Genomic DNA, 26679 nt, shown 5'->3' on the forward strand with positions numbered 1-26679 from the left:
GCGATGGCAAAAAAGGCGAAGTTCTACTGTGAAAGTTGTGGAGCCGAGGTGGATGCGGGAACTATCCGCTGCCCTTCCTGCGGCAGTCGTTTCTATGGGGTCCAGTGTCCCCGCTGCGGCTATGCAGGGCCCTCCTCTCTTTTTGTAAAGGGTTGCCCGTCCTGCGGCTATCTTGCCCCGTCCCAAAGGGGTAGGGAACCTGCGCTTGAGCAGGTTGCGCAGGACTCATCTCCCCGTTCGCTTCCTACCTGGTTTTATCTTCTGATTATCATCATACTTTTGGGTGCCTTGGGCTTATTGACCTTTCTCTATTACAGACTGTGATTCGGGGCAAGGACAAATGGAATGGTTTCCCGTACCACTCTGACCAGCCCCTCCTCATCGGTCTCAAAGAGCGGTATTCTTATATCGATCAGATTCCTGGCGCGGCAGAGGACTTTGGCGAAATCGGGATCGGTTTCTGCATTTGGAGAGAATGTTTCGGCATCGGCATGGAAGACTGCGATAATCACCTTAGGCCGATATTCCTTCCCCGTCCCATCCCTGCAAGCGGCGAGAGCCGTCAACTCTTCCACATGCCGCCTTCCCCGCTGCGTCGGCGCATCGGGAAAGCTTGCCTGTTTGAAGGGTTTTAAGAGGGTGCAGGCCTTGACCTCGATAGGATAGAGGGCCTGGTCCGTTTCCACGAGAAAGTCAAAACGGCTGCCCGGCTGCTGAGGAAGGGTTTTTTCCGCTTCAATGGAAAGGGCGTTGGGAAAGAGTCGAGGAAGGCAGAGGCTCCGTACCGCCAGGTTTGCCCTGGCGCTGATTAAGGGAATGATTTTTCCCTGGAACCGGACGGCGGCCAGACTCCAGTTGGTCTTTCTTTTTGTCCCCCCCTTTGCCCTTTCGAGGATGAGTTCGGCACCGGGATAAAGAAGCTCCTTGAGCCTGCCGGGGTTTGCGCAGTGAACCGCTACCTTGTTGCCCGCACCCTTCTTCCGCAGCTCCGCCTCAACCGTAAAGCGATTGGGGCGGGCTAAAAAGCGTGCATCGGCATCTGCCGAAAAGAGACGAACGCTATCTGAAGAGGGAATCGATTTCATGTCGGTACAACTTGTAGACCACGCTTCTCCTGATCTTCAGGGTATGGGTCAGCTCCTTTCCTACCTCGAAGGGTTTCGGCAGGAGGGTGAATCGGTAGATGCGTTCGAAGTGTTTAAAACCGTTTTTGGGGTTCACCTGTTCCTGTATTCGATCGTGGACATACTCCTGAATTTCGGGGTTCATCAGTAATTCTTCCGCCTGAATATAGCTGATTCCCTTTTCCTGGGCATATTGTTGTAGCTTTTCCATCTCCGGAACAATAAGCGCGGCGAGAAATTTCTTATCCTGGCCGACAACCATGGCTTGTGCGATTGCGTCGCTGGCACAGAGGTGCTCCTCGATCGGAACCGGTTCGATGTTTTCACCACCAAGCAGGACGATGGTCTCTTTTGCCCGTCCAAGAATCTTGAACTCACCCTGACGGGTAAAGAGCGTAATGTCGCCAGTGTTGAGCCAACCGTCGTGAAGCACCGCTTCGGTGGCCTCCTCCCGCTTGTAGTAGCCGTCCATCACCTGGGGGCTTTTCACATAGAGGACCCCCTTTCTGCCCGGAGGAAGCACCACACCTTCCCTGTCCACCACACGATGTTCGATATCGGCTAAAAGTGGCCCTACTGTTCCATGTACCGGATGCTTCTGTTTGCGTACCGCAAGTACAGGCCCTGTCTCCGTCAGTCCGTAGCCCTCAAGTAACAGGATCCCAGCGGCCTGAAAGAAGCGATCCACGTAGGGGGGAAGGGCGCCTCCCCCTGAAATACCGGCAATAAACTTTCCTCCCAAACGAGCCTTCAGCTTTCCAAATACCAGGAGACTGCCAAGAAGCTGAAAGGGCGTGAGGAGAATCAGGGGAATAATCGCAAGAAGGATGTCGAGCCAGCGATGTCGGCCGACAAAGTCCGGTTTTCTGTCGGTTACCATGTTAAACATGGCGCTGTGCAGTTCTCCTACAGTAACAAAGAAGGAAAACAGAAGCTGTTTTACCTTTCCCTCTTTTGAGATGTTTTTAAAGATTGCAGCCCTTACTCCCTCCCAAATCCTCGGCACCGAGGCAAGCCACTGAGGTTTAACCTTCTGCATGTCCGGAAGCATCACCGCACCAATCGGTTTTGAATAGGCGATGGCGGCGCCGCGGGCAAGCATGATATACTCCACCGCCCGCTCAAAGCTATGCCAAACCGGAAGAACACTTAAAAGAATGTGACCGGGCACGATCTGAATGTGGTCGTACACACGATCGAGTTGAAAGATAAAACTGCGATGGGGGAGCATCACCCCTTTGGGCTCTCCTGTGGTACCCGATGTATAGATGATGGTTGCAAGATCGTTAAGCGAGCCCTTATCGATCTCTTTGTCGAAGAAATCCTGTTTCTGCGGAAGCAGTTCGCTTCCCCGTTTCATCATTTCATCGAAAGATGACAACTCGAGGGAGGACGGCAGCTTTTTCGAGGGACTCCGGCTGGCATCGAAGAGGATGATTCGCTTTAAGAGGGGAAGATCGTGGGCGTTTGCAATAATCTTATCCGCCTGGGCTCCATTTTCCGCAAAAGCAATCTCACACTCGGCATGGCCAAGGATATAGGCAATCTCGTCGGCGGTGGAGTCCGAGCCTCTGGGCACATCAACCACACCGAGGCCGAGCATGGCGAGGTCTGCAAGAATCCACTCTTTTCGATTATCGCTGATGATACCGACATGCGCACCTCGCTCCACGCCGATATCGTTCAGGGCACAGGAGAAAGCTGAGCACGATTCCATCATCTCCCGGAAGCTTGTCGCTTCGAATTCTCCTTCCTTCCCCTTTGCCAGTAAGGCTGTCATATCGGGGTGTTTCTGTGCAATCTCTCTGATTCGTTTCGGTACGGTGTCAAGGGGGGCCATCTCTACCTCCTTTTGGCATATGGTGCCGTCGGAAGATTAGAAAAAAAGGGCATCTCCCAGCGGCTGAGCGGCCGGAGTTTCTCCGGTTTCCGCCTCATGGTCTGCCTTCGAGAAAAGTTCCTCGAGTTTCTCGAAGGTCAGTAGTTCCGGCAGCAGAATAGGCTTATCGGCCGCCGGCCGATAAAAAGCATACACCGGAACGCCGGCTCTGCCAAGGGTTTTTATCGCTTCGCCTATCACAGGATCGGCATTGGTGTAATCTCCGTAGACCATCTGGATGCCGTAACGTTGAAAAAGCTCTTTTCCCCGTTCGGTGGCAAAAATCCGACGGTCGTTTAGCTTGCAGACGCTGCACCACTGGGCGGAAAAGACAAGGAGAAAGGGCTGCTGGGAACGAATCATCGTTTCCACCCTTTCGGGCGAATAGACAATCCGTTCGACCCCTTCGTCACCCTTTTCAGCCATGGCTGTTTCACTCGCGCTTCCTTCCTGGGGCTTCCAGGAGGATGGATCGATGAAAATCATAGCGGCCGCAGAGGAAAGTATAACGAACAAAAGAAGCGAAAGCCAACGTTGCCGTTTCGATGAGGTCGGTTTTGCAAGTTTTCCGTAGAGCCAGGCTGCCGATGCAAGGGAAAGGAGAAAGGCAAGGGCCCCGATCATTGCCTGCGCCCCTGTCTGACGCCCGAAAATAGCAAAGAAGTAGAGGGCGGTGGCAATCAGTACCAGACCCATCGCTTCTTTGAAGAGCTCCATCCATGGTCCCGGTTTCGGTATCCGATGGATGATCCGGGGAATAAAGCCGAGCAAAACAAAAGGGAGGGCAAAGCCTATCCCAATGGTGAGAAAAAAGAAGATGATTAAAAGCGGCGGCTGACTAAAGGCAAAACCCAGAGCGCTCCCAAGAAATGGGGCGGTGCAGGGGGTTGCAAGGATTACGGCAACAAGCCCGTTTACAAAGGAACCGACAAGCCCCCTCGAGCCGGCGGCGGCCAGTTTCGACCCGAATATCGGCGGCTGAAAGAGGTAGAGATCGAACAAGCTGAGGGCAAATACCAGGAGAACGGCGCTGAGAGCCAGCACAAAAGCCGGATTCTGAAATTGAAAGCCCCAGCCGACCAGTTCTCCCGACTGTTTCAGGATGATGACCACCAGAGCGAGGAGCAAGAACGAGACCAGAACCCCGGCACCATAGAGCAGGGCCCCGGAACGCAACAGTTTTTTGTCATTCCTGCTCTGTTTTACAAGGTTAAGGGCCCTGATTGAGAGAATGGGAAAGACGCAGGGCATAATGTTGAGGAGAATCCCCCCAAGCAAGGCGAAGGCGAGCATGAGCCAGATACCCTTTTCCCCCTTAAGCCCCCCGATGCTGCTTGAAAAAGAGTTCTTGTCGGGTATGGGTATGGAAAAGGATGCTTCAACGGTGCCGGGCAGGAAACAGGTGCCTGCCTCGTCACAAAGCTGATAATGGAGCCTGAGTTTTCCCGTCTGTGCAGAAGTGGACCGGAGTTTTTCGGGGAGCAGTGGAGCGCTTAGGGATATCGTTCCGTAGTAGGCAGGTCCGGTTTCGGTATCGATCCCCTTCGGATAATCGATCCTACCGAGATTCGCCCCCGCTGGATCGACCAGTTCAAAAAAGAAGAAATCTTCGTTGAAGCTTTGATGATAGCCTTCGGGAATCTCCAGCGAGAGGGTGATGCGCTGCGAATCTCCCTGCCCAAAGACCCCCACATCGACGATGCGAGGCTTGGCGGCGGCAAGGGGAAGCAGCACGACAAACAGGAAGAACAATAGGGCCGGGACTCTTCTTAGTCGGTACACCGCCGCCTCCTTTCCCTATGGAATCAGCATTTCAAGAGCCCCGATGATCTCCGGTGAGGACCAATCGGTTGCACCTACCAGCCTGGCGATGATGTTTCCCTTTTCATCGATGATCCAGGTGGTGGGAATGCTCCCCGTTCCGTATATCGAATTGACCTGGTATTCATTATCGATGGGAACGGGGAAGGTGAATCCGTTGTCGGCAACATGTGCTGTAATCAGTTCGAGGGTTTCTCTCGGGGGAGTAGGGGCTGCAACGGCGTACATTTCAAAGTTTTTTCCGGCAAAACGCTCATAGATTTTTTGCATGGAGGGCATCTCCTGGCGACAGGGGGGACACCATGTTGCCCAAAGATTGAGCAGCAGCAGCTTTCCCTTTGCTGCCGAAAGGCTTGCCGTCTCACCGTCGAGGGTCGTCAGGGAAAAAGGTGGGGCGGCCAGGCTGCCCCTGGGGATATCAAAGCCGAGTTGATAAAGCGCGGCTTGACCCTTTGACATGGAAGCACTCTCGTCTCCGCTTTCCTGAGCGAACAATCCGGGGCTAAGAGCAAAAACCAACAAAAGAAGCATGGGGTACAGAGAACTTATATGCTTTTTCATATATGAAAATTACTATAAAGCGAAGGGATAGGCAAGAGGCTTCGGTTCTTTAGTAGGAGCCGAAAGAGATCATGATCAGGGCGACGCTGTTGTAGAGTGAATGGGCGATTGCGACCTCGTGGAGGCTCTTTTTTCGCGAGTAGCGGAAGCCGAGAACCATTGCGATCAGCAGGGTGGTAAGCGCTCCTCCCCATCCCTGATAGAGGTGGCCTGCGGCAAAGAGCAGCGAAGAGGTCGTAATCTCCCGCCAGCCCGGCCGTTGTTCCTCACCGCCGAGGAAGGTGCTCAGCTCTCTGAGCAGGTAGGCTCGAAAAAAGAGCTCTTCCCGGTAACCCGTTATAACCATTGCGACGATCGCCGGCAAAAGCAGCGTTCGTTTTTCCATACCCCAACTCTCCTGCAAACCGAAAGGAAAGAGGAGGGCAATCAAAAAAGAGATTGCCAGGAGGAGGGGAAGCAGGAGCAGGGCCCCCGGAATATCCCGCCGTTTGATCCTTGTAATACCGTATCGTTCGGCCCAGCCCGGCCCCTTTTTGGAAATCATAAAAAGGAGAAGCAGAATCTGAGGGAGTGCCACTGCCGCATAGCGAAAGAGAAAGCCGAGGTTGGCGAAGTCTATCTCTTGACCTGAATCGGTGCCGGAGAGGTAACCGGGAAAGAACAGAACAAAGAAAAGCAAAATCGGTTCGAGTAAAGATTTCGGATCGTTGCCGCTTTTTTCGTTTCTCTCTTCTGGGAAAATTGTCATCCGTTACTCCTTATGGTATGATGTATCATGAGAAGCTGTTTATAGTGAAGCCTGAGAAAAGGAATTTTGATGAATTGGACAATTTTAGCGATAGTATGTGGTCTTATTTTTCTTCTCATCGCCCTTATGCGAAGGGCGGGTGGAGGAAGTTTCCCCTGGATACATTTTTACGTGAAGGGGAAAGAGGCCGGTTTTAGTTTTCGTGAGGTGAATCTGCTCCGCAGAATCGCAGTTGAGGCCCGTCTCAAAAACCCCACAAGTCTTTTCTGGTCGATTGGTCAACTCGATCGATCCATTCGAGGTGTGGTTACGAAATTCCGTTCGCAGAATCTTATGGATGATTTCAATGCTTCTCAATTTCTTCTGAAACTCTTCAATTTTCGGCGTCAGGTAGAACTCAATCTTCCCAAATATACATTAGGTCTAAAATCCAGCAGGAAGATCATGCAGCGGCAGCGAATAAAGATATCGTTACCTGGTGCCGGTACCTTTGACTCCCAGGTGGTGGAAAATCTTCGCCGCTATCTTGCCGTCTCTTATCCCGAGGGACCAAAGCTCGCTCCCGGTTTTCTATGGAAGGGGCAGCTTATTCAGGTCTATTTTTGGCGGGTCGATGATGCCGGATATACCTTTGAAACACGGGTGATCGAAGATTATTCCGAAAAACAGTATCCGATTCTCCACATTTCCCATTCCGACAGCCTTATCAGGAGTCAGAAAAGGAATTCCGTTCGAGTCGAGGTCCGTAAGCCCGCATGGATTTACCCTCTCTCCTCTCTTGATCATGCCGATGAGGTTGCCGAGGCCAGAAAAGGGCTCCGGGCAAGGCTTGAGGATCTCTCCGAAGACGGGGCGGCCGTTCGTATAGGCGGGAAGGGAAAGGTCGGCATGAATGTCAAAATTCAGTTCTCCCTGGCAGATCGAACCATCGTCATGAACGGTACGGTCAGGGGGGTGAACTATAATGCAAAGACAAATCAGTCTCTGCTCCATATTCAGGCACTCCCGCTATCTCCTCCGGCACGCAACAGGGTCCTTGTTTTCGTGTATAATCTTTTTGGAGAAAGGGATATGGATTCCAAACAACAAACTACAGCCCGGCGGGCGACAGCGTTATCGTGAGGAGGCATTTCAACATGAATCGGACAACAGGTTTCTACCGGCTCTTTACACTCGTTTTTGCGGTTTTGCTTGTGGCATCGTTTTCCGTCGTTTCTGCTCAGGATGCCTCCGAGGAAGATCCCATGCTGCTTGCCTTTCAAAAGAGTTTTGCACGGGGAAGCCTTTCGACGAAAATTCAGGTGCTTCAGGATGCCTCTGAGATGAACGGCCCAGAAATGGGCCCTCTCTATCGACAGGCCATTGAGTTTATTCTTGATAATATCCGCACCCTCCGGGATGATACCGCAGCCCAGGAGCTTGCCGTGTTGGCTGTCAATCTTATCGGTATGCATGAATACACCCCCGCAGCCGATATTATCTGGAGGCTTTTCGAACAGAGCAGTTCTGTCCGTATCCAGATTGCGGTTATGAGCGCCCTTGGGGCTGTGGCCGGGGATGATCCTGAGCTGATAAGCAAACTCAATACCTGGATGGCGTCTCAGAACAATGCCATGCGATCCGGCGGCAACGTCGATCGTCAGGTTCTTGCAGAGTGTGTCGTTACCCTCGGCAAAATCGGTAATGAAAATTCCTACGGACTCCTATTTAGTGCCTCCTATTTGAAATATTCGGACGAGATTACCTATAAAGCCGATGGGGCTCTTGAACAGCTCGGCGGCGACTATGTTGCCAACATCTCCCGAGTTATCGAACAAAATCCGCCGGTGGAAAAGTTAGAAGCTCTCAAACGTGCGGACTCCCGGGAGGCGTTGAGCGTCGAGCAGAAGGCCACAATAGCCATGAAGGCGCTTTCATATGGCCTCGGTTCCCGGGTTGTAGCCGAGGAAGAGAAACCCGTACTTCGGGAACTTCGATATGAAGCGGTCCGAGCCCTGACCGAATATCGCTGGGCCGAAGCGACCGAGTTGGTGATCGACCATTTTGACCAGACAACCGTCGAGGTCGATCGGGGCGAAACCAGTACCTCAAGCCTACTCGAGGCTATCGCGTGTCTCGGTGCCATGGGTACCCATGAAGCAGCTGTGCGTTTATCGCTGTATTTAGAAGTGATGAATGCATATGTTGAAAATGGGCAGCCTGTGGATACCCAGGTGGCTCTTGCGGTGGTAAATAATCTTGGAGCCCTTGGGGACCGCGTTGCCTTCGACTACCTTCTCTATACCGGTTACCTTGATTATGCACCTCCCGTGAAGCGGGCCGCCCGGGAGGCGCTCGATAATCTCAAAAACTGAAACCATAGTACGAAGAAGAGGACGGAACGAGTCATGGGAATTCCTTTGCGATCTTGCTGCAATCGCTTCGGCTGCTCTGTTCCTCCTCACATCTGCGATTTTTCGGCCTGTTTTTCTTCTTTTCCCTTTGTGCTGCGCCGCTTTTTCCGTTGTTCTACGCTCTTTTGCCTCAGATAAGGCATACCGGATAGGGAGGGTATTCCTTTTCCTTTTTTTGGGGTCGGGGGCCGCACTTCTCTCTGTACGTACCGGAACTTCCTTGATGCCCTCTTGGGGTATCGATCCGACTCGGCTTCGATCGGTTGAGGGGCACCTTTACCGGGATCCCGTTCTTACCGCTTCCGATGGCGCCATCCTTCAATTTTATGTTGATTCCGTGCGGGGCAGGGATGGCACGATCGCCACGGGGAGGGGTATCTGCACCCTTTTTGTGCCGGACTGCCGTGATATGGCCAGGCAGGCCTTGACCGGATGTGAGATATCCCTCGATCTCTCCTTTGATGAGGACGGCCGGCCCCTCGCCCGATCTTCAACGCTACGCTTGACACGCCACTGCGGCCTCGGCAGGCGTATACGCTATGCCTTCTTTCGGTCGGCTTCGGAGCTTTTTTCAGGCTCGCCGAAGGCCTCTCTCCTGTTGGATGCCCTGCTTCTGGGGCGAAAACGTGATCCCTCGAGCCCTGTATTTACGCTTTTCCGTAGGGCCGGTGCAAGCCACATCCTTGCTCTATCGGGTATGCACATCGGGATTCTCGCTTCCTTGGTCCTTTCCCTCCTCAGACCCATTGTGGGAAAGCGATGTGCGAAAGTTCTCTTGCTTTTCTTCCTGCCGTTTTATCTGTTTCTTGTTGGCTTACGCCCCTCCCTTGTGCGGGCCCTCCTCTTTTTTATCCTTGCGGGAACAATCTTCTGGAGCAAAAGCGCTTCGCTTCGTGCCCTCACGCTCACCTTTCTCATACAGATTGTCATCTTCCCCCTAAGCCCGGCAGAACTTTCCTTTCAACTCTCCTACCTTGCGCTTTTTGGAATTCTCACCCTTGCTGCTCCTATCGATGACATTCTGAAGGACCTTTTGATACCTTCGGCTCTGTCTTCTCCTCTTGCCGCCTCTATAGCGGCGATTCTTGCCTCTGCTCCGCTTCTTTTTTTCTACTTTGGGGAGCTGCGCCCTGCCTCTCTTGCCGCTTCTGTGCTCCTTTCCCTTCCTGTTCTTCTTCTTATTTGGAGCGGCCTGGTTCAGCTTTTTTTACACATCACCAAGCTTTCCTCACTTCTGGCATGCTGTTCGATGCTGTCAAACCACGTGGCGGCTCTTGTGCTCTCGCTTGCACAATTGTGTGCCTCGCTTCCTGCGGTGTTCCCCCAAGATCCCAACACTGCCGCGATCTTTGCCACACTTCTGTTGACCATCACACTGTCGCTACGCTATCTTTTTAATAATGGTGGAATACCCCTTCGATTACGATTCGCCCGCGTCTCTTGCCGCTTTTCTGGAAGCGCGGGGATTGAGCATGCAGAAACGCTTCGGACAGAATTTCCTCGTTTCGCCGGGGGTTCGGTCAAAAATCGTAAAGCTTCTTGAGCTTTCGAAGGATGATCATGTATGGGAAATAGGGCCTGGTCTCGGTGCCATGACCCATATGGTTCTGGGGCTGTGTCGTAATATAACGGTGTTTGAGATTGACCGAGGCTTCATTTCCTTTCTTCGAGAACATTTTTCCATGGTAGAGGGGTTCGAATTAGTAGAGGGGGATGTCATGAAAAATTGGCAGCCGGCCTATACGCGTTTTGCTCCTCCTTCTCTCATCTTCGGTAATCTTCCCTACAACTGTGCCGCCTCATTTATCGGTGATCTCATCGAAGCAGGGGCAAATCCGAGGAAAATGGTCTTTACCATCCAAAAAGAGGTAGCCGAAAGAATGTCTGCTTCTCCCGGGACTAAACGTTACGGCGCTTTTTCCATGATCTGTGCCTTTTCATGGGATGTCCGTATCGCCGGCATAATAAAACCCGGATCATTCTTTCCCGTTCCCGAGGTCACCTCGGCCATTATCGAGATGGTTCCTCATCATCGTTTTTCCGGTTTATCGGCTGGTTTGGCTTCAACGTTTGCCAAGGATCTCTTTGCAAATAGAAGAAAAACCGTCAGAAATTCACTTTCCGGCGGAATTCTTGCCGCAAGGTTGGGGAAAAATGCTATTCTCAATGCTGCGGAGGAGGCCGGTATCGGTTTAGGGCAAAGAGGGGAGGAGGTGAGCGTCGAAATGGTTGCCAAGGCCTGTGGCCATTTGACCGATAAATTCGCTTCTAATATACTGTGATTGAGAAAGGTAATTCTAAGTTTACGCGGAGGAACGTAGGAATGAAAAGAAGATCAATTCGGCAGCTTGTTTTTGGTTCGGCGGCCATAATGTTTGTCATGTGGTTTGCATCATGTGCAACCGCTCCTGAGGCTGACGTTGCACAACCTGAGCCAATAAAAGAAGAGAAAGCCCAAAAACCTGTCGTTGTTATCGAAACGGTCTACTTGGTAAGCGAGGAACAATCTTGGTTTGCCGATGGGGTGGCCGATGAACGGCGGGTGAATAGGTACGATGAAGCAACGACCAATAAGCTTGAGTCCCAGCTCTATGATGCGGAGCAGAAGCTTCAGGAACGTACAATCTATGAATGGAAAGAGGGTTTGCTGCTCTCTGAACGAACCGAAAATGGTGCAGGGGAGGCGACTTCAACTCACCGTTATGAGTATGGCAACTCTCTCCTCGTCGAGGACCGACTCTTCGATCAAAACGACGAGCTGCAGACTCGTCTCCACTGGGATTACGATGCGGAAGGAAGAAAAATACGGTGGGAGGTCTACAACGGTAGCGGTGCACTGCTTGCCTATACACTCTTTCACTATGAAGGCGGCAGACTCAGCAGCACCGAGAATTACAATCCTGCAGGTGGTCTTGAAGAGCTATTCGAAAGTGAATATGAGAATGGTCTTCTTGTAAAACGTTCTCAGTATGATCAGAATAAAAAGCTTGAATCATATACAAGCTACCGATATGAAAACGCTCTTTTGGTAGAGGAGATCGAACATAGAAAAAACGGCACCGTAATCCGGAAAACCCTTTATCGGAACAACGAAGAGGGAATGCCTGTTGAGATTACCTATCTGGATGCATCCGATAATGTCTTGGAACGGATCACGAAAACATATATTGCAAGAAGCGTAACCAGGACAGTCGGAGAGGAGTAAAGTAGGAATGAACGTCAAAGTTTTTCGAGGATTAGCTGTTTTGTTTGTTCTGACGGCCGTCTTGCCGCTGAGTGCGAACGAAGTTACCGCGGTGTGGGGACGTCTGTACGGACGAGCATCGACGGTCGACCATAAGTTGGCAATCATGCAAAGCATCGTGGAACAGCACGATCGAGACATGATTCCCGTTCTCACTTCGGCCCTGGATGAGCAGGTTAGAAACCTCAACAATCAAAGGTCGACCACGGAACAGACGCAAACCTATGAGCTAATCAAGATGATTGTAAAAGAGCTCGGCCGCCTTAAGGCATCCCAAGCCGCAACCTACACCTGGGAGGTCGTTGAGGCCGTCGATGATCCTTTTCTCAAAGGGGAAGCGGTTATTGCGCTTGGGAAGATGGGTGCACGCCAGTATGCCGGGCAGATGGCAACCATGTTGCGCAACCTCAATTTTAATTATGATGAGATTGAGAATCAGCGGGCGAATGAGGTCTTTGCCTATGCACTTGTACTCGCCTTGGAGCGTTTGAAGGCAGAAGAGGGATACGAGCCCATCTTTTTTGCATCCATGGGCTGGTATTCATCCCTCAGCGGTGTGAAAGAACGTGCAAAGCAGGCTTTGTCGGTCATTGTGGAAGACCCCACACAACAGCTGCATTCCATCATGGAAAATAACGAACGGTATTCGGTAAAAACGGCTGCCCTTGATGCTGGGCTTGCTTCTCAGGCTCCTGATGAGGCGAAGGCCTCATTGGCGACTTTTGCTTTGCAGGAAGGGCTTCGCTATACGGCAAAGGATGGAATAGAGAAACGGGAGCTCAAAAGCCTCAGGCTGTCGGCACTTCGTGCCATCGGAGCGCTTCAGACGAAAGAACCCGCTGCGGTCGAGCCTATGCAGTCAATGCTCATCGGCTATCAGACCAATAGAATCTACGAAGAAGATACGATGCTTACTCTTCTCGATGCGATGGGCGGCTTTCAGGATGATGAGGTTGCTAAGGCTCTTGCCTTTTTTCTCAGTTACCAAACCGAGCGACGGCAATATGGGGCAAGCGATTCTCTTCGGATTGCCAAGGCAACCATCCAGGCCTTGGGATCAACCGGCAGTTCCGCCGGATTTGAGGCTCTTACCATGGTAACTGTTTCGGAATTTTGGGAAGGGTCCGTGAGAAGAGAGGCAAAGGCTGCTCTTCAAAAGCTCAATCCTTAGGAGCGTATAAGAACAAAAAAAAGACTGTCCAGCTTTTGAGGTGAACCCCAAAAGCTGGACGGCCTATTACTTATTGTAAGGATTGAATCCTGTATTGCACAGGGCTCAATCCTTTTTGTTTCTATATTAATTGCGCCTATGAAAAAGAAGTGATCACCGATCTTTCCGTAATGCTATTATTATGCAGCAAGCGTCATTCGTAGGTCTTGCCATACCGACTTATAGCGCTTCAATGGAGAGGGTGAATAATCGATTGTGTTGCGGCGGGAGGCGACAATAAACGATCCTCCTATCATGGCCGCAATATTCTCCGTCTCCAGATCTTTCCTGATGATTCCCTGGCTCTGTCCCTCTTCTATTGTTTTTATGATTCCTGTGTAATCGTTTTTTCTAAGTTCCCCAACGCGTTTTCTCAGATCCTCATAGGCTTGAAAAACCAGTTCGCTGTTTGTAATCAGAAAGCCCAAATGAGGATACTCGCTGAACACCTTACTTCGAAGGATAAAAGCGCTTCCGATGATATCCAGCGGCGATCCCTGGATTGTCTCGATTTGATCCGAAAAGTCATGATAATACTCTTCCACTACGTCGCACATTCCTTCGAAAATTGCCTTCTTATTGGCAAAGTGCCGGTAGAGGCTCGGCTCTTTGATCTGGAGCTTTGCAGCAATATTCCGTGTTGTTGCGGCAACCAGGCCCTGCTCATGAATCAGGTTCATGGTAACTTCGATGATCTGTCGCTGTCTTTTGGAAAAAGATTTTTTCATTGTGTAGTTATCCCGTCTAAACTCTCTATTGGGCAATGACGCCATTGCTTACGCCGCTCGAAAGCGGACCGTAAGCATACACCTAAAGATAAATACATGGCGAACCAAGATCCTGAGCAGTGAAGCCCGATTGTGAACGAGTCTCCGTTCGCCGGTCTCCTCCCTCATTTTGCCTGAGCCAGGGTAATAGCGCTGGTGGTGACAATATCCTCCACACTGCATCCTCTTGAGAGATCGCTAACCGGCTTCGCAAAGCCCTGAAGTGCGGGACCGAATGCTTCGGCTCCTGCCAAACGCTGTACCAGTTTGTAACCGATATTTCCCGCCTGAAGATCGGGAAAAACCAAGACATTTGCTTTCCCTGCGACCTTGGATCCTGGGGCCTTTTTCTCTGCAACCGACTGCACCAATGCCGCATCCGCCTGTAATTCACCATCGATATTCAGATCGGGGCATTTTTCTTTAACAATCTTCAGCGCTTCTCGAACCTTGTCGACGTTGGGATGTTCTGCCGACCCCTTGGTCGAGAAACTCAGCAATGCTACCACCGGTTCGGCATCCAGGAATGTTCGGCAACTTTCACTACTGGCAATGGCAATCTCCGCCAGTTGTTCCGCAGTAGGATCGGGAATTGTTGCACAGTCGGCAAAAATCAGATTACCATCGACACCCCAGCTCTTGTCCTGCATCGCCATGACGAAACAGCTGCTGGCGTATGTGACTCCCGGCTTTGTTTTTATGATGGTAAAGGCCGATCGCAGTACATTCCCTGTGGAGTTTTCCGCACCTGCAACCATGGCATCCGCATTTCCTTTGCGAACCATCATTGCGCCCCAGTTAAGCGGCAAAAGGATCTGCTTTTTCGCCTCTTCTTCAGTCATGCCTTTATGCTTGCGCAGTTGAAAAAGTTCTGCGGAAAAGTCATCAAAATAAGAAGAGCTTGATGGGTCGAGAATCGTGACCCCGGAGAGATCGGCCCCTGCATGTTGTGCCGCTTTTGTTACCTCTGCTTCCTTGCCCAATACCGTTACTGCGGAAGCAATGCCCTTTTTGAGAATCTCTCCCGCCGCCTTAAGAGTCCTTGCCTCGGTCCCCTCGGGGAGAACCAGGCTTTTTTTCATGCTCTTTGCTTTTTCCTTCATCTTTTCGGCAAACGTCATATTATTTTTGCTCCTTGCAATGATTGATCTTCTGATACGACCATTATCATACCAAAGATACAACGAGGTGAACAGCCTGTTTTCCTTCTTGGTTTTTCCTTCTGCCGCTTGTGCGATACGATTCAACTGAGTAGTATGCCTGGTATGGTAGAACACACCGTAGGCATATATGGCCTGGGTCGTTTCGGTTCTTTTTGGGCAAAAAGCCTTGCCGCAAGCGGCTTGAAGGTCATTGGATACAACAGAAGTAAACGTGCTCTTCCCGAAGGTGTCGTTTCGGGGTCAGAAACCGAGGTGCTTTCCTGTAATACCCTTTTTTATTGCGTGGCCATAAGCTCTTTTGAAGAGGTCTTATCTCGTACGGCTGCCAAAATCGGGAAACATACCCTTGTCTTCGATACCTGTTCCGTGAAAGTCGAACCCGTGCGGACTATGGAGCGGCTCCTGCCTCAAGGCTGTACTTTTGCAGGTTCCCATCCCATGTTCGGCCCCGACTCCGCATCTGAAGGAATGGACGGCCTTCCCATGGTTCTTTGCCCCGGCCGCGACGATGAGGGAAAAGTCGATTTTTGGAGGCATCATTTTTCGAAGATGGGACTTCGTGTTATTGAAATCACTGCCGATCGGCATGACAAGGAAGCGGCTTATACCCAAGGTATTACCCATGTTGTCGGGAGAATACTTGGTGAGTTGGATCTTCATGAAAGCGAGATAGCGACCAGCGGCTATAAAAGACTTTTGCAGGTGCGTGAACAGACCTGCAACGACCCTCTGCAGCTTTTTATTGATCTGCAACGTTACAACCCCTACACTCATGGCATGCGAATGGAGTTGACCAGTGCTCTCGAGCAGATCATGACGCTTTTCGCTCAGGCCGATTTACCGCCGGATCGCCCTTGACAGCCCCGCAGGGCCGCCTATAGGATAGGTGTATTATTTCGAGGAGTATGCTGATGTCCGACGTCTATATCAGAGACATCGATGAAAATGATATTGTAACTATTCTTGCTGAGGATATTGATTTTTCCGGTACCTTAAGTTTTCCGGACAGCCTTATGATCAAGGGGCGTCTGAAGGGCGAGATCGCCGCTACCGGAGATCTCTATATCGATGAGAAGGCTTATGTGGAGGCCAGGGTAGAGGCCAATATTGTCTCTGTCAAAGGCTATGTAAAGGGTGATGTGTTTGCCCACACCAAGGTTGAGCTTTTTTCCACAGCCATGGTGGATGGTGATATCACCGCACCGGACGTTATCATGGAAAGCGGTTGCCGTTTTAACGGAATTTGCCGTATGGAGGCTCCGCCGGAACGCTCCGAAGCGAAGGAGTAGGGTGGTAATGATAAGCAAAAGAGGGATACGATTACTCTTTATTCCGCTCTTGATGGTTGCGGCTGTGGAGTTTTCCTCGGCTCAGGAACGTCCCGATGCACTAAAGCTCTATCGTGACGGAAGCTATGACCAGGCGGTCGAGGTCTGTAAGCAGGAGCTCGAAGCGACTCCGGAAAATATGGATTCCTATTCGGTACTCTGCTGGAGTCTTCTTCGAAGCGGTAAGTACGACGAGGCCCTCGAGTGGGCCAGAAAGGGAATGCAGGTCAGCCGCTACGATGCCCGCATGGTCGAGGTGATGGGCGAGGGGTATTACTACAAGGGAAACAACCTCGACGCTTTGAAATGGTTCGAAGAGTATGTGACAATTGCTCCCACAGGTATGCGGATCGATTCCGTTTATTATCTTATGGGGGAGATTTTCATACGGATGGGTGAATACAACCATGCCGATATCGCCCTTACCACCGCGGTGTATCACACCGATTCGGTGGCGAGATGGTGGGCACGGCTTGGTTATGCACGGGAGATGGCCGAAGACTACCGTTATGCGCTTGCTGCATACAACAAGGCCCTCGACTTAAACTCACGACTTTCCGATGCTGTCCGTGGAAAAGAGCGGGTGGAAACAAAGTTGAGGGGTTGATGCGGGTCTCTTTCTTTACCCTCGGCTGTAAACTCAATCAGAGTGAGAGTGAGGCCCTGGCGACCGCCTTCGGACGCCGGGGTTTTTCTTTAGTCCCTCCTTCCGCAAAAGGAAAGGCCGAAGTCTTTGTGGTGAATAGCTGTACCGTTACCAGTAAGGCCGAACAGAAGGCCCGGAGAATGATACGCTCCTTTGCCAGAAATAATCCCTTGTCGGTGGTTCTTGTCACCGGCTGCTATGCCCAGATGGATCCCGATCAGGTTGCCGCCCTTGGCGAGAATGTGGTTGTGCTGCCCCTCTCTGCGAAGGCCTCGATCCTTGATTTGCCAGAATTCCTTGAAAGTGCCGCCGGCGGCTATACCCTTCTGGATGCGGTGCAAAGCTTTGCCCGGGAAAAAAGTGCTGCGGCATTCGCCGGCGACCCTTCGGCTTCCGATCGCTTCCGCTTTGAGATCTCCGGGGCCGAAAAATCGGGACGGAGCAGGGGCTTTCTCAAAATCCAGGATGGCTGCGACAATGCATGTACCTATTGTCGGGTACGTCTCGCCCGGGGGCCCTCGGTTTCGCTTGCTTCTTCCGAGGTCCTGCGGCGTGCAGCAGCCCTCGCAGACGAGGGCTTCGGCGAAATTGTACTAACCGGTGTTAATCTTACTGCTTGGCAGGAGGGGGATCTCCGCTTTGCCGATCTTCTTGCCCTCATGACATCTGATTCCCGTGCTTATCGCATCCGTCTCTCCAGTACCGAACCCGATGCCATTGATGAGAAGCTTGCCTCAGCCGCGTCTTCTCCCAGGGTACGCCCCCACTTCCATCTTCCCGTTCAAAGCGGATCCGATACCGTTCTCGCTTCCGTGGGAAGGCACTACACCGCAGACGATGTTCTGCGCGCCGTAGCGCTGCTTCGAAAAGCCAAAGAAGACCCATTCCTTGCTGCCGACATTATCGTCGGTCTTCCCGGAGAGAGCGATGCCGACTTTGAGGCAACCCTTTCTCTTGTCGAACGCTGCGGATTCGCCCACATCCACGCCTTTCCCTTTAGCCCCCGTCCGGGAACACCCCTCTATACGGCCCGGGGGAGGGTCCCCGAGCGAATTGCCGCCGAGAGGATGGTGGAAATCGGCCGACTTTCTTCCCAACTTCATGCATCTTTTGTTGCCAGACGGGCAGGAAGCCAGGAAGAGGCCGTCATTGAACGGCTGCCCGAGAATGGTCAGGCTCTGGTGCTGACCGACCGCTATCTTCACCTTCCCTGCGATGCCATTCCTCCATCCGAAAAACGGGGCGATCTCTGTCGTGTGCTTCTCGACTATGAGCCTGATTCGGAATCGTTGAGGGCAACATTTATTCAGGAAATCAAATAACTCTAAAAAGCTTTTTTTGTCATTTTGGTATTGTTTTTTGGAATTCCAGGTGCTACACTTTGTTATGTAAGTTTTTGTAAACTATGTAAAACAAAATTTGAACAATAACTGCCATCAAAAAGGAGGAACCTATGGAAAAAAGGCTCCCGTTCTTTATTGTTGCCTTGTCGCTCATCCTGCTCGGCAGCTGCAGTGGAAATCTCTTTATGGATGCAGGGCTTGAGAAAGGCCCGGATTTCGATGCGGATGTGACCATTACCGATTCCAACGTCATGTCCTATAGTGAGGATATTTTCGACGGTGAGATCTCCGAGTCTCTGAGTTCATCCGAGGCTCAGACGGCCTATGACAATTTACTTGACTATGCAACAGACGGCGGCACTGCGGATGCGGATACTCCCAAAAAACAGGCAGCGGCTGCTGCGGCCGGTAAGGTAATGATCGAAAGCAACGATGACGCCAAGGAGCTTGTCAACAGCCTTCCGGACATCATCAGTGAGCTGACCGATGACGACCCCGATGACCCTGAAGACCTGATCGCCACCTTTGTTCCCAGCGATCTGAAGAACGACAAAACGGCATTTACCGAGGCAATCAATGATTTGCTTGCCGCTGCGGATGCCTTCAATGCTCTTGGTAGTGGTTTATCCGATACTGATGATCCCGGTGATATCGGCCTCAGCGACGGGGACGCAGGCGGAATCGCCCAGATGGCCATCGTCGCCATCGTGGTGAGTACTGCAGTCGATAATCTGGGAAGTGTAGAGAATCTCTGGACCCTCGTGCAGGATCCGACGGATCCGAGTGTTCAGTTTTCCGATGGATATGACCCTTTTGATGAGTTGGATGAGGGCTCTGAGAATATTAGTAGCCTTTCCAACATCATTTCCTGGGCGAGATTGGATACTACGTTCTAAAGGAGGTACGTGAATGAAACGAATACTACTTATATGTGCCGTTTTGGCGGCTTTTTCAGCCTCCCTGTTCGCCCACGACTTCGATAGTCCCGTATTTTCGCCTGTTACCGCGGAGGTTTTGGGTCAGGGCGGCTCGTTTACGGCTGTGGCCCACGGTTATAACGCGCTTTTTACCAACCCTGCCGGTTTTGCGCGAAAGGGTGGCTCTTTCACCCTTCTCTCGGCATCGGTGACCCCTTATTTTGTTCCCTCGGAAGGAGATATCGACAATCTTGGTGAGCTTGTGGGTGATCATCCCGAAGACGGTATTTCTCTTCTCAGTGATCTCATTACCGACAACGGCATCGGCGGCAACGTCTCAACGGGCATCGGTATCGTGGGGAAGGGCCTTGGGCTGGGGCTTGTCGGCGGATTCGATTTCTACGGTCGCGGCGACTATGCCATGGCAACGGAGATCGATGCGTCCTACACCTGGGCGGCGATCGCAGGATACGCGGTCCCCATCGAGATCGGCTTTTCCACCCTCTATATCGGGGGGGATCTTCGCTACATGCTCAGGGCGGAGGCTCAGGATGTTGCGATCGTCGATTTTTTCGAGGCTGCCAACGGCGATGAGGATGTCGCCTTTCCCGTCTATTACGGAAGTGGGCTTGCCGTGGATGCCGGAATCATAGCCGAGCTGGGTCCCTTTAATCTTGGCCTTTCGGTCAGGGATATCGGCGGCACGGAGATGGATTATTCTCTGGACGACACAGGAGACTTTTCCGCGATTCTTACCTTCGATGATTCCGGGGCCTCGTCGGTTGACGGTGATACCTTTACCATTCCCATGACCATTGCCTACGGTCTGTCGTATCATCCCGATTTGGGCTCTCTTGCCTGGCTTCTTGATCCGATCTTTCATATGGAATACCGCAATACCTATTACCAGGAGTCTGATCCCAGCGGCTGGACCAAAATCCATGCCGGTACCGAGGTTAAGGTACTGAAATTCCTGAAACTAAGGGGCGGAATCAACCAGGGCTACTTCACCGCAGGGTTTGGTATGAAGCTGCTGTTTCTCGATGTCAATCTTGCCTATTTTACAAGAGAAATGGGTAATTATGCGGGGTCGCGGCCGAACGAGGGCTTCTCCCTGGAGGCTGCCATTCGTTTCTGATACGAAGTCACGGAGGCTCGTATGAATCGCCGTTTATGGACATTGCTTTATATTGTGGCTCTTACCCTGTTACTGGCCGGTTGTGAACAAATGTTCACGTACAGTCTCCTTTCCTGGGCTGCCAGAGATCCTTCCCATCTTTCGGATGATCAGCAGGTTGCATATGCCCAGAAGGCTCTTTCCAGCGGCGATGCAGAGACCCTTCAGAAGGCCTACGACGCCATAGCGGACAATAGTGATCCCGATGTCCAGCTTCTTGCAAGCCAGGTTGCTCTTGGAGCTTCAGGCCTTAACGAAGCGGTAGAAAACATCGTTGATGAACTTGATGCCGGTATCGATGAAGCAGATATCGATGCCGGCGATATCCTCGATGATCTCGACCAAACCTACCTCCAGGCCGCAGGGTCGAGCCTTGCCGCCGCCGAAGAAGGAGGTGCGGATATCTCCGATACCGATTACCTTTTGGCCGCCGCATCACTTGTCCTTTCTGAGGCTATTACTGGAGGAGGTACTCAGAGCGACTTGGAGGACGTTATTGATACTATTGATACATTGCCTTCCACCCCATCCTCCTACAGCGCCTCTCAAAGTGATGCTGAAAATGCCGCCTACTTTCTTAGTCAGGCATCCATGGATATCGACGATATCGACTCTCTGCTCGATATGCTTAATCCCTAAATGTAAGGAGACGACGCAATGCGGAACATCACGCTACTTATGCTGTTCCTTCACCTTTTGTTTTTCCCCCTTTCGTCGTTGCTCTATGCCTCCGATTATTATGAGGATCCGATGGTCGGCCTCTCTTCCCGTTTAACGGGGATGGGAGGCATCCATGCCGCCTATGCCGACGGTTTTACCACCCTCTATACGAATCCCGCCGGCTTTTTTGAAAGTGGTGAAGAGTTTTCGTGGGGTGAGATTACCCTTGGTTTGAAGGGCCCTATCTTCTCCATAGCCGATGCCATTGTCGACGGGGATACCGATCTTACCTCGATCGGTGATCTTTTGACCGGCATCTACGCAGGCCTTGGGCTCAGCGGACCTCTTTCTTTCGGGTATGTCGGAAACGGCCTTGGGCTCGGTATTATCGGGACCTCGGATGTGCTTTTGTCCAGTTATACTCCGTTGGCTGCAACCGCCAGGGTTCGGCAAGACCTGCTTCTTGTAGGCGGCTATTCCTTCCTTATCAATATTATGCCGGAGGGGCACAGACTCGACGGAGGTGTCCTGCTCAAGGGGGGCTTTCGCGGAGAGTTGGAGGCAGAGGTCACCGCTGTCGATATTCAGGATTTTGATGCCTCACAGTTTACCGACGACGAGCCATTTGCTTTTATCAACCTAATCGGTATGGATCTTGGGTTGCTCTATAGTTGGCAAGAGCGTTTGTTCGTCGGCCTTACGGGAAAGGACGTGTATACACCGACAAGTAAAAAAAACTATGAAAGTTTTCAGGCCTTTCTGGATGGTGATGCAGAGCTCTCGCAGGAGTATGGGGTGGTTCCCTTCACTTTGAACATAGGTACACGCTATCTCCTCGATCTATCGGAAAAAAATCTTTTTATAAGCACAGTTAATTTCTATCTTGATTATGCTGATATACTGGATTTTTGGTTGTATCCGACGCTGGCGGTCAACCCTGTTCTCCACGTAAGCTTGGGGGCGGAGCTGACCATGCTCCGAATCCTTGCTATTCGACTTGGTTTTTCCGAGGGGCTGCCTGCTGCCGGAATAGGCGTCAACCTCAAGTGGTTTACCTTAAATGCCTCGATGTTTGGAACCGAGCGGTCGACCGAGCCTGGAATGAGCCCTGTGTACAATCTGCAGCTGGGCTTTGAGTTTCGTTATTAAAAATCGAAAGCAGGTTGACATTTTTTTTGACCACTGGTATAGTGCCACCGCACAAGCAATTGGGCCGCTAGCTCAGTAGGTAGAGCAACGCCCTTTTAAGGCGTGGGTCACAGGTTCGAACCCTGTGCGGCTCAGAAAAGAGGGTTCTTAGGATATGCTTGAGCCATCTTGACAGAAGGTTTTCCGGTGGATAATATCCACTCTACATCGTGTCTCCTTCGTCTAGTGGTTAGGACACCGGGTTTTCATCCCGGCAACGGGGGTTCAACTCCCCCAGGAGATGCCTTAAAGGCCGTTCGGTAAAAACCGGACGGCCTTTTTTATTGGGCTCTTGTGTAGTGTTTCGAATCCTGGTGATCGACAGACTTTTCTACTGGAATTTTCCTTTTATTTTTCCTAGTAACTGCTCACTTCAAAATCAGAACTCGCAACTTAAAAGCGGTAAAGGAATTATACGCCATATACCACCAATTTTCAGAACACTACCTTTTGTTAAGGTCAGGTTGACAGCTCATCAGACCTATTGTATTATAACCAAAACTAATCGTAAGGGTTTTTGTTATGCAGAAGAAGATTTTGGGAATAGCAGGAAGTCCCAGAAAGGCTGCGACCTATGAGAGCCTGCAGGTTGCCCTGGAAGGGGCACAAACGCTTTGCGCCGATGAGTTGAATGTTGAACTTGTCTCTTTTAAGGGAAAAAAAATAGCCCCCTGCAATCACTGCAACGCTTGCAAGCGAAACGGAGGGCGTTGTGTCGTAGATGACGACATGACGCCGTTATACGAGTCTTTGGTTGAAGCAGATTCTTTTATCTTTGCTTCTCCGGTATATGCGATGAATATGACTCCGCAGCTGTCGGCATTTTTTAGCCGTATGCGGGCACTGCATGATCGAGACGGAGGCAAGCTCCGAAACAAGCTTGCTACCGCCATTGCCGTGGGAGGCAGACGCAACGGCGGGCAGGAGCTTGCGATCAGCAATATCGTTCATGCCTGCTTAACACGTGGAATTGTGTATATCGGCGGAGAGCCGGGCTTTTATTCCGGGGCGATGGTTTGGAGTGGTGATAAGGGAAAGGATGTCCTTTCTTTTGATGAAGAGGCGGGAAATTCGTTGCGATCTCTAGGTCGACGTCTTGCCTACTGGACTCTGCTTATTGCCGCCGGAAAATCATTGGTCGGTGAAGGGGAGGTGCAAATGAGCAAATACATGTTCTAGAGGACCGAGAAAACAACTACTAAAAGGAGTTAAGGATATGAAATCCAGAAAAAACAAGATTTTGGTGGGTATTGTACTATGTGCACTACTTGCAGGCTTTCCACTTTTTGCTTCCGGGCAGAAAGACGGTGGGCGGAGAAACATCATCATTGGGGCCGGAGGCGCAGGCGGTTCGTGGTATCTGTTGGCTGCCCAGATCAGCGAAATCCTGAAAGCGGAAATGCCCGATGTCTCTGTTTCGGTTATTGAGGGGGGAGCAATCAGTAATGTTCGGCTCACGAATGAAGGCCGTGACCTGGATGTTGGTATGGCTAGTCTTCCGAATGTTATAGATGCTCTTGATGCAAAAGGGGTCTTTGCCGAGGACGGAATAGATAATATTTCGGCTATCATGAACTTTGCCGTTGACTATGTTCAGTTTACCGTTCTTGCTGATAGTGGCATTACCGAATTCGGCCAGCTTGGTGACAAGCGGATTCTTCCGGGGCCAAAGGGCTGGGGGATTGAAGCCCTGACCGGAGCGGTTTGCGATCTATACGGTTTTTCGTATGATTCAATCAAGGCACATGGTGGATCGGTGAGCTTTGTCAGTTGGGGGGAGGCTCCAAGCCTGCTCAAGGACGGTCATGCGGATATGGCAGCCTTCAAAGGGGCCGTACCGAATTCCAACGTTATGGAGATCGATGCGACCAATAAGGCAAGGATCATAGGGCTGAGTGAGGAAAAGCTGAATCAATTTCTTGCAGAGAATCTCGGCTATTTCAAAGGCACGATCAAGGCAGGAACCTACAGGGGTCAGGATAGCGACGCTTTGACCATCGGCCATACTTCGGTCTTTTTTGCCAACAATGATCTCCCTGAGGAGCTTGTATATCAGCTTACAAAGGCGATCCTTGAAAACAAGGACAAGCTTAATCAGATTGAAGGTATCGAGATCGGAGATGATGCTCTCTTGGGGATCGATCAGAGTATCCTCCATCCCGGAGCCAGACGATATTACAAAGAAATCGGACTCATCCAGTAAAAACCTGCAATTCCGATCCGTTGTTCAGGCGGACCGGAATTGCTGTTTAGAAGGACACAACAATGACTGAAGAGCTAAGTTCTGGCAATACAATAGTCGAAAAGCTCCGCTCGGGTGGAATCCGAAATATAAGGGTCGGAGAGGCCCTGCTTTGTCTTTTTGCCTTGGCCCTGAGCGGCTTTAGCCTTTATACCGGCTTTACGGGTCTACTCGAAAGCTGGCTTCACCGAATGATACATCTTGTCTGTATCTTAATGATTGCGTTTTTGACCGATCTGAATATGCCTCAGGCGGGAAAGGTAAAAAAGGTAATCTCTGCTATTTTCATCATTCTGGTGGCAGTGATCGCGCTTTATTCATTTCTCGATTATGAACACATTATTCTGAGAATGGGCAGGCCGAACCACGGCGATATCGTTATCGGCATTTTGTTGGTTTTGGTGACGTTGATGGCAAGCAAAAGAAAGCTGGGATGGGCGGTGACGATCATCGCCGTCTGTTTTCTTTTTTATGCCTTCTTCGGCTATCTTTTCCCTTCGTCGCTTTATCACCGGGGAATGAGTATAAGCCGCTTTGTCGATTTTATTTACAACCAAACGAAAGGCATATTGGGTATTCCGATAAAGGTTGCTGCGGAATATGTCATCATGTTTATTCTTTTTGCGGCCTTCCTCAATAAAAGTGGTGCGGGAAATTTCTTTATTGATCTTGCATTCGGCTTGACGGGGAAAATGTGGGGAGGCCCTGCAAAGGCTGCCGTGGTTGCCAGTGCCATGATGGCCACAATCAACGGAAGCGGTGTGGGAAATGCCGTTGCTACCGGTAGTATCACCATCCCCCTCATGAAACGTGTGGGATATAAGCCTCATTTCGCGGCTGCGATAGAGGCGGCTGCAAGCAACGGTGGTATGATTACGCCACCGATTATGGCAAGCGTTGCATTCCTTATCGCGGAGTTTACCAATACGCCCTATTCAAAGATCATGTTGGTGGGGATATTCCCCGCTTTTCTTTACTTTTCCGCTGTGTTGGCAATGGTCCATTTTGAGGCCAAACGACTCGGTCTTGGACCCATGCGTGATGAAGATATTCCGTCCAAAAGAGAGGTTCTGAAAAAGGGCTGGTATTATCTGCTGCCGATTATTGTTTTGGCTGCCATGCTGATTATGGGCTATAGCCCGATGCTTGCCGCCAGTGTCGGAATCGTTGCCATGGTTCTTTTGAGCTTTATTCGTAAAGAGACCAGAATGGGGATTTGGGATATCCTGGCTGCAATGGAAGAGGGCGCGAAGAATACTGTCATGGTCTCCGTTGCCTGTGCCGTTGCCGGAATAGTGGTCGGCGTTATTACCGGGACGGGACTCGGAATCAAATTCAGCTCGATGATCCTCGCCGTTTCAAGGAACAACCTATTTATCGTATTGGTGCTGACAATGATCAGTTCCATCATTCTCGGCATGGGGATGACTGCTGCTGCCGTTTATGTCATTGTATCGGCCCTGACGGTACCCGCACTGCTTGATATGGGGGTTGCGGTACTGCCTGCACACTTTTTCGTCTACTACTACGGTATTGCATCTGCGCTAACTCCTCCCGTTGCCCTGGCTGCCTACGGCGCTGCAGGGATCGCCGGTGCGGATCATAATAAAACGGCCTTGACCGCCTGTCGCTTGGCTATCGTAGCCTTTCTTGTTCCCTTTGCCTTTGTCTACAACCCCGCTCTTATGGCAATAGGCACTCCGCTTTCGATCGTTCTTTCTGTCGGTTCCGCCTTTTTGGGCGTACTGTTTCTCTCTGCCGGTTTCAGTCGTTTCCTTTTTATGAAACTCGATCGGATTGCCCAGATACTCTTATTAGTGGGTGGTCTCGGCTTATTAAGCCACCTCATTCTGGTAAATGTCATCAGTCTTGCAGTGTGTCTATTCATTGCTGCGTATCTTTTTCGTAAATCAAAGAGAAAGGAGGCTGTGGCCGCATGAGGCATTCGGTACAAGTGACGGTTGAATCTATCTTTGGCCACTGTTCGGCGGGCCTAAAGAAAGGTGACTCGTTCATCATAAGGGACCATGGCTGCATGAAATTGGAGAACAGCGATGGTTTTTGTCCGGAACTCTTTTTTGTCGCCTTCCCAACCTGTATGGCATTTGCCGCCGGCGGAAGTTTGCGCTGGGAACAGGACGGCGTTGCGCTTGTCGCATGCCCCGATCCAGAAGCGCGGGTCGTGGCACGGATCGAACGGGTGTAGTATTTTCGGCATGCGTGGCCGGATTTTCCTATTGGAAGGTCCGGTCACCATTTTTCGTTTCG

Annotated in this window: 26 protein-coding genes and 2 tRNA genes; 21 read left to right on the forward strand and 7 right to left on the reverse strand. The window is 51.1% G+C overall.

Annotated features, from left to right (window positions below):
- Positions 1-3: 3 nt before the first annotated feature.
- A complete protein-coding gene (locus SPIRS_RS07565; protein WP_013254090.1) occupies positions 4-324 on the forward strand; it encodes a double zinc ribbon domain-containing protein in 321 nt (106 codons plus the stop codon).
- Here the strand turns inward: SPIRS_RS07565 and sfsA are convergent.
- From sfsA to SPIRS_RS07590, 5 genes are read right to left on the reverse strand one after another with little or no spacing between them, the layout of a single operon-like run.
- Positions 312-1085 (reverse strand): DNA/RNA nuclease SfsA, encoded by a 774-nt coding sequence (sfsA, locus tag SPIRS_RS07570; protein ID WP_013254091.1) that lies wholly within the window; start codon positions 1083-1085, stop codon positions 312-314. The two genes, SPIRS_RS07565 and sfsA, sit on opposite strands and share 13 nt — an antisense overlap.
- Positions 1060-2964 (reverse strand): AMP-dependent synthetase/ligase, encoded by a 1905-nt coding sequence (locus tag SPIRS_RS07575; RefSeq protein ID WP_013254092.1) that lies wholly within the window; start codon positions 2962-2964, stop codon positions 1060-1062. The genes sfsA and SPIRS_RS07575 overlap by 26 nt, the downstream gene beginning before the upstream one ends.
- A gap of 36 nt (positions 2965-3000) precedes the next feature.
- A complete protein-coding gene (locus tag SPIRS_RS07580) occupies positions 3001-4785 on the reverse strand; it encodes a protein-disulfide reductase DsbD family protein (protein ID WP_013254093.1) in 1785 nt (594 codons plus the stop codon).
- A gap of 15 nt (positions 4786-4800) precedes the next feature.
- Positions 4801-5385 carry a TlpA disulfide reductase family protein gene (locus tag SPIRS_RS07585; RefSeq protein WP_041866011.1) on the reverse strand — a complete coding sequence of 195 codons (585 nt, stop codon included), beginning with the start codon at positions 5383-5385 and terminating at the stop codon, positions 4801-4803.
- A 49-nt stretch (positions 5386-5434) separates the two neighbouring features.
- Complete coding sequence (locus tag SPIRS_RS07590; RefSeq protein ID WP_013254095.1) at positions 5435-6133, reverse strand: CPBP family intramembrane glutamic endopeptidase; 699 nt, start codon at positions 6131-6133, stop codon at positions 5435-5437.
- Positions 6134-6202: 69 nt separating this feature from the next.
- Here SPIRS_RS07590 and SPIRS_RS07595 point away from each other — a divergent pair, with 69 nt between their 5' ends.
- From SPIRS_RS07595 to SPIRS_RS07615, 6 genes are all read left to right on the forward strand, one after another.
- Entirely contained in the window at positions 6203-7255 is a 1053-nt protein-coding gene (locus SPIRS_RS07595; RefSeq protein ID WP_013254096.1) for a flagellar brake protein, read from the forward strand.
- Between the two features lie 14 nt (positions 7256-7269).
- Entirely contained in the window at positions 7270-8487 is a 1218-nt protein-coding gene (locus SPIRS_RS07600) for a hypothetical protein (protein ID WP_013254097.1), read from the forward strand.
- Positions 8488-8749: 262 nt separating this feature from the next.
- Positions 8750-10069, forward strand: coding sequence for a ComEC/Rec2 family competence protein (locus tag SPIRS_RS22575; protein WP_013254098.1), 1320 nt, complete (start codon positions 8750-8752; stop codon positions 10067-10069).
- Complete coding sequence (gene rsmA, locus SPIRS_RS07605; RefSeq protein ID WP_216086408.1) at positions 9999-10808, forward strand: 16S rRNA (adenine(1518)-N(6)/adenine(1519)-N(6))-dimethyltransferase RsmA; 810 nt, start codon at positions 9999-10001, stop codon at positions 10806-10808. Before SPIRS_RS22575 ends, rsmA begins: the two co-directional genes overlap by 71 nt.
- A gap of 41 nt (positions 10809-10849) precedes the next feature.
- Positions 10850-11731 carry a hypothetical protein gene (locus SPIRS_RS07610; protein WP_013254100.1) on the forward strand — a complete coding sequence of 294 codons (882 nt, stop codon included), beginning with the start codon at positions 10850-10852 and terminating at the stop codon, positions 11729-11731.
- 7 nt (positions 11732-11738) lie between these two features.
- Positions 11739-12941, forward strand: a complete 1203-nt coding sequence (locus tag SPIRS_RS07615) for a hypothetical protein (protein WP_013254101.1) — start codon at positions 11739-11741, stop codon at positions 12939-12941.
- Between the two features lie 179 nt (positions 12942-13120).
- Here SPIRS_RS07615 and SPIRS_RS07620 read toward each other — a convergent pair whose 3' ends face one another.
- Positions 13121-13708: a TetR/AcrR family transcriptional regulator gene (locus SPIRS_RS07620; RefSeq protein ID WP_013254102.1), complete on the reverse strand. Its 588-nt coding sequence runs from the start codon at positions 13706-13708 to the stop codon at positions 13121-13123.
- Between the two features lie 164 nt (positions 13709-13872).
- Complete coding sequence (gene pta, locus SPIRS_RS07625; protein ID WP_013254103.1) at positions 13873-14868, reverse strand: phosphate acetyltransferase; 996 nt, start codon at positions 14866-14868, stop codon at positions 13873-13875.
- Positions 14869-15012: 144 nt separating this feature from the next.
- Here pta and SPIRS_RS07630 point away from each other — a divergent pair, with 144 nt between their 5' ends.
- From SPIRS_RS07630 to SPIRS_RS07695, 14 genes are all read left to right on the forward strand, one after another.
- Positions 15013-15768, forward strand: a complete 756-nt coding sequence (locus SPIRS_RS07630) for a prephenate dehydrogenase/arogenate dehydrogenase family protein (RefSeq protein WP_013254104.1) — start codon at positions 15013-15015, stop codon at positions 15766-15768.
- 53 nt (positions 15769-15821) lie between these two features.
- Positions 15822-16199 (forward strand): bactofilin family protein, encoded by a 378-nt coding sequence (locus tag SPIRS_RS07635; protein WP_013254105.1) that lies wholly within the window; start codon positions 15822-15824, stop codon positions 16197-16199.
- A 7-nt stretch (positions 16200-16206) separates the two neighbouring features.
- Complete coding sequence (locus SPIRS_RS07640) at positions 16207-16845, forward strand: tetratricopeptide repeat protein (RefSeq protein WP_013254106.1); 639 nt, start codon at positions 16207-16209, stop codon at positions 16843-16845.
- Positions 16845-18206, forward strand: a complete 1362-nt coding sequence (gene mtaB / locus SPIRS_RS07645; RefSeq protein WP_013254107.1) for a tRNA (N(6)-L-threonylcarbamoyladenosine(37)-C(2))-methylthiotransferase MtaB — start codon at positions 16845-16847, stop codon at positions 18204-18206. Before SPIRS_RS07640 ends, mtaB begins: the two co-directional genes overlap by 1 nt.
- 131 nt (positions 18207-18337) lie before the next feature.
- Complete coding sequence (locus SPIRS_RS07650) at positions 18338-19123, forward strand: hypothetical protein (RefSeq protein ID WP_013254108.1); 786 nt, start codon at positions 18338-18340, stop codon at positions 19121-19123.
- A gap of 13 nt (positions 19124-19136) precedes the next feature.
- Complete coding sequence (locus tag SPIRS_RS07655) at positions 19137-20282, forward strand: PorV/PorQ family protein (protein ID WP_013254109.1); 1146 nt, start codon at positions 19137-19139, stop codon at positions 20280-20282.
- A gap of 21 nt (positions 20283-20303) precedes the next feature.
- On the forward strand, positions 20304-20960 hold the full coding sequence (locus SPIRS_RS07660) for a hypothetical protein (protein ID WP_013254110.1): 657 nt from the start codon (positions 20304-20306) through the stop codon (positions 20958-20960).
- A gap of 18 nt (positions 20961-20978) precedes the next feature.
- On the forward strand, positions 20979-22130 hold the full coding sequence (locus SPIRS_RS07665) for a hypothetical protein (protein WP_013254111.1): 1152 nt from the start codon (positions 20979-20981) through the stop codon (positions 22128-22130).
- A 61-nt stretch (positions 22131-22191) separates the two neighbouring features.
- Positions 22192-22264 (forward strand) — tRNA-Lys (locus SPIRS_RS07670).
- A 77-nt stretch (positions 22265-22341) separates the two neighbouring features.
- Positions 22342-22413: transfer RNA gene (locus tag SPIRS_RS07675), tRNA-Glu, on the forward strand.
- Positions 22414-22691: 278 nt separating this feature from the next.
- Positions 22692-23348 carry a flavodoxin family protein gene (locus SPIRS_RS07680; protein WP_013254112.1) on the forward strand — a complete coding sequence of 219 codons (657 nt, stop codon included), beginning with the start codon at positions 22692-22694 and terminating at the stop codon, positions 23346-23348.
- Positions 23349-23385: 37 nt separating this feature from the next.
- Positions 23386-24372: a TAXI family TRAP transporter solute-binding subunit gene (locus SPIRS_RS07685; protein ID WP_013254113.1), complete on the forward strand. Its 987-nt coding sequence runs from the start codon at positions 23386-23388 to the stop codon at positions 24370-24372.
- Between the two features lie 62 nt (positions 24373-24434).
- A complete protein-coding gene (locus tag SPIRS_RS07690; RefSeq protein ID WP_013254114.1) occupies positions 24435-26351 on the forward strand; it encodes a TRAP transporter permease in 1917 nt (638 codons plus the stop codon).
- Positions 26348-26617: a TIGR04076 family protein gene (locus SPIRS_RS07695; RefSeq protein WP_013254115.1), complete on the forward strand. Its 270-nt coding sequence runs from the start codon at positions 26348-26350 to the stop codon at positions 26615-26617. The genes SPIRS_RS07690 and SPIRS_RS07695 overlap by 4 nt, the downstream gene beginning before the upstream one ends.
- Positions 26618-26679 lie beyond the last annotated feature (62 nt).

This window comes from Sediminispirochaeta smaragdinae DSM 11293 (genome assembly GCF_000143985.1).
In the GTDB taxonomy this organism is placed as follows: domain Bacteria; phylum Spirochaetota; class Spirochaetia; order DSM-16054; family Sediminispirochaetaceae; genus Sediminispirochaeta; species Sediminispirochaeta smaragdinae.

Coding starts and splice junctions, on each gene's coding strand:
- SPIRS_RS07565 (WP_013254090.1), top strand. CDS start 4: ATGGCAAAAAAGGCGAAGTTCTACTGTGAAAGTTGTGGAGCCGAGGTG.
- sfsA (WP_013254091.1), bottom strand. CDS start 1,085: ATGAAATCGATTCCCTCTTCAGATAGCGTTCGTCTCTTTTCGGCAGAT.
- SPIRS_RS07575 (WP_013254092.1), bottom strand. CDS start 2,964: ATGGCCCCCCTTGACACCGTACCGAAACGAATCAGAGAGATTGCACAG.
- SPIRS_RS07585 (WP_041866011.1), bottom strand. CDS start 5,385: ATGAAAAAGCATATAAGTTCTCTGTACCCCATGCTTCTTTTGTTGGTT.
- SPIRS_RS07590 (WP_013254095.1), bottom strand. CDS start 6,133: ATGACAATTTTCCCAGAAGAGAGAAACGAAAAAAGCGGCAACGATCCG.
- SPIRS_RS07595 (WP_013254096.1), top strand. CDS start 6,203: ATGAATTGGACAATTTTAGCGATAGTATGTGGTCTTATTTTTCTTCTC.
- SPIRS_RS07600 (WP_013254097.1), top strand. CDS start 7,270: ATGAATCGGACAACAGGTTTCTACCGGCTCTTTACACTCGTTTTTGCG.
- SPIRS_RS22575 (WP_013254098.1), top strand. CDS start 8,750: ATGCCCTCTTGGGGTATCGATCCGACTCGGCTTCGATCGGTTGAGGGG.
- rsmA (WP_216086408.1), top strand. CDS start 9,999: ATGCAGAAACGCTTCGGACAGAATTTCCTCGTTTCGCCGGGGGTTCGG.
- SPIRS_RS07610 (WP_013254100.1), top strand. CDS start 10,850: ATGAAAAGAAGATCAATTCGGCAGCTTGTTTTTGGTTCGGCGGCCATA.
- SPIRS_RS07615 (WP_013254101.1), top strand. CDS start 11,739: ATGAACGTCAAAGTTTTTCGAGGATTAGCTGTTTTGTTTGTTCTGACG.
- SPIRS_RS07620 (WP_013254102.1), bottom strand. CDS start 13,708: ATGAAAAAATCTTTTTCCAAAAGACAGCGACAGATCATCGAAGTTACC.
- pta (WP_013254103.1), bottom strand. CDS start 14,868: ATGACGTTTGCCGAAAAGATGAAGGAAAAAGCAAAGAGCATGAAAAAA.
- SPIRS_RS07630 (WP_013254104.1), top strand. CDS start 15,013: ATGGTAGAACACACCGTAGGCATATATGGCCTGGGTCGTTTCGGTTCT.
- SPIRS_RS07635 (WP_013254105.1), top strand. CDS start 15,822: ATGTCCGACGTCTATATCAGAGACATCGATGAAAATGATATTGTAACT.
- SPIRS_RS07640 (WP_013254106.1), top strand. CDS start 16,207: ATGATAAGCAAAAGAGGGATACGATTACTCTTTATTCCGCTCTTGATG.
- mtaB (WP_013254107.1), top strand. CDS start 16,845: ATGCGGGTCTCTTTCTTTACCCTCGGCTGTAAACTCAATCAGAGTGAG.
- SPIRS_RS07650 (WP_013254108.1), top strand. CDS start 18,338: ATGGAAAAAAGGCTCCCGTTCTTTATTGTTGCCTTGTCGCTCATCCTG.
- SPIRS_RS07655 (WP_013254109.1), top strand. CDS start 19,137: ATGAAACGAATACTACTTATATGTGCCGTTTTGGCGGCTTTTTCAGCC.
- SPIRS_RS07660 (WP_013254110.1), top strand. CDS start 20,304: ATGAATCGCCGTTTATGGACATTGCTTTATATTGTGGCTCTTACCCTG.
- SPIRS_RS07665 (WP_013254111.1), top strand. CDS start 20,979: ATGCGGAACATCACGCTACTTATGCTGTTCCTTCACCTTTTGTTTTTC.
- SPIRS_RS07680 (WP_013254112.1), top strand. CDS start 22,692: ATGCAGAAGAAGATTTTGGGAATAGCAGGAAGTCCCAGAAAGGCTGCG.
- SPIRS_RS07685 (WP_013254113.1), top strand. CDS start 23,386: ATGAAATCCAGAAAAAACAAGATTTTGGTGGGTATTGTACTATGTGCA.
- SPIRS_RS07690 (WP_013254114.1), top strand. CDS start 24,435: ATGACTGAAGAGCTAAGTTCTGGCAATACAATAGTCGAAAAGCTCCGC.
- SPIRS_RS07695 (WP_013254115.1), top strand. CDS start 26,348: ATGAGGCATTCGGTACAAGTGACGGTTGAATCTATCTTTGGCCACTGT.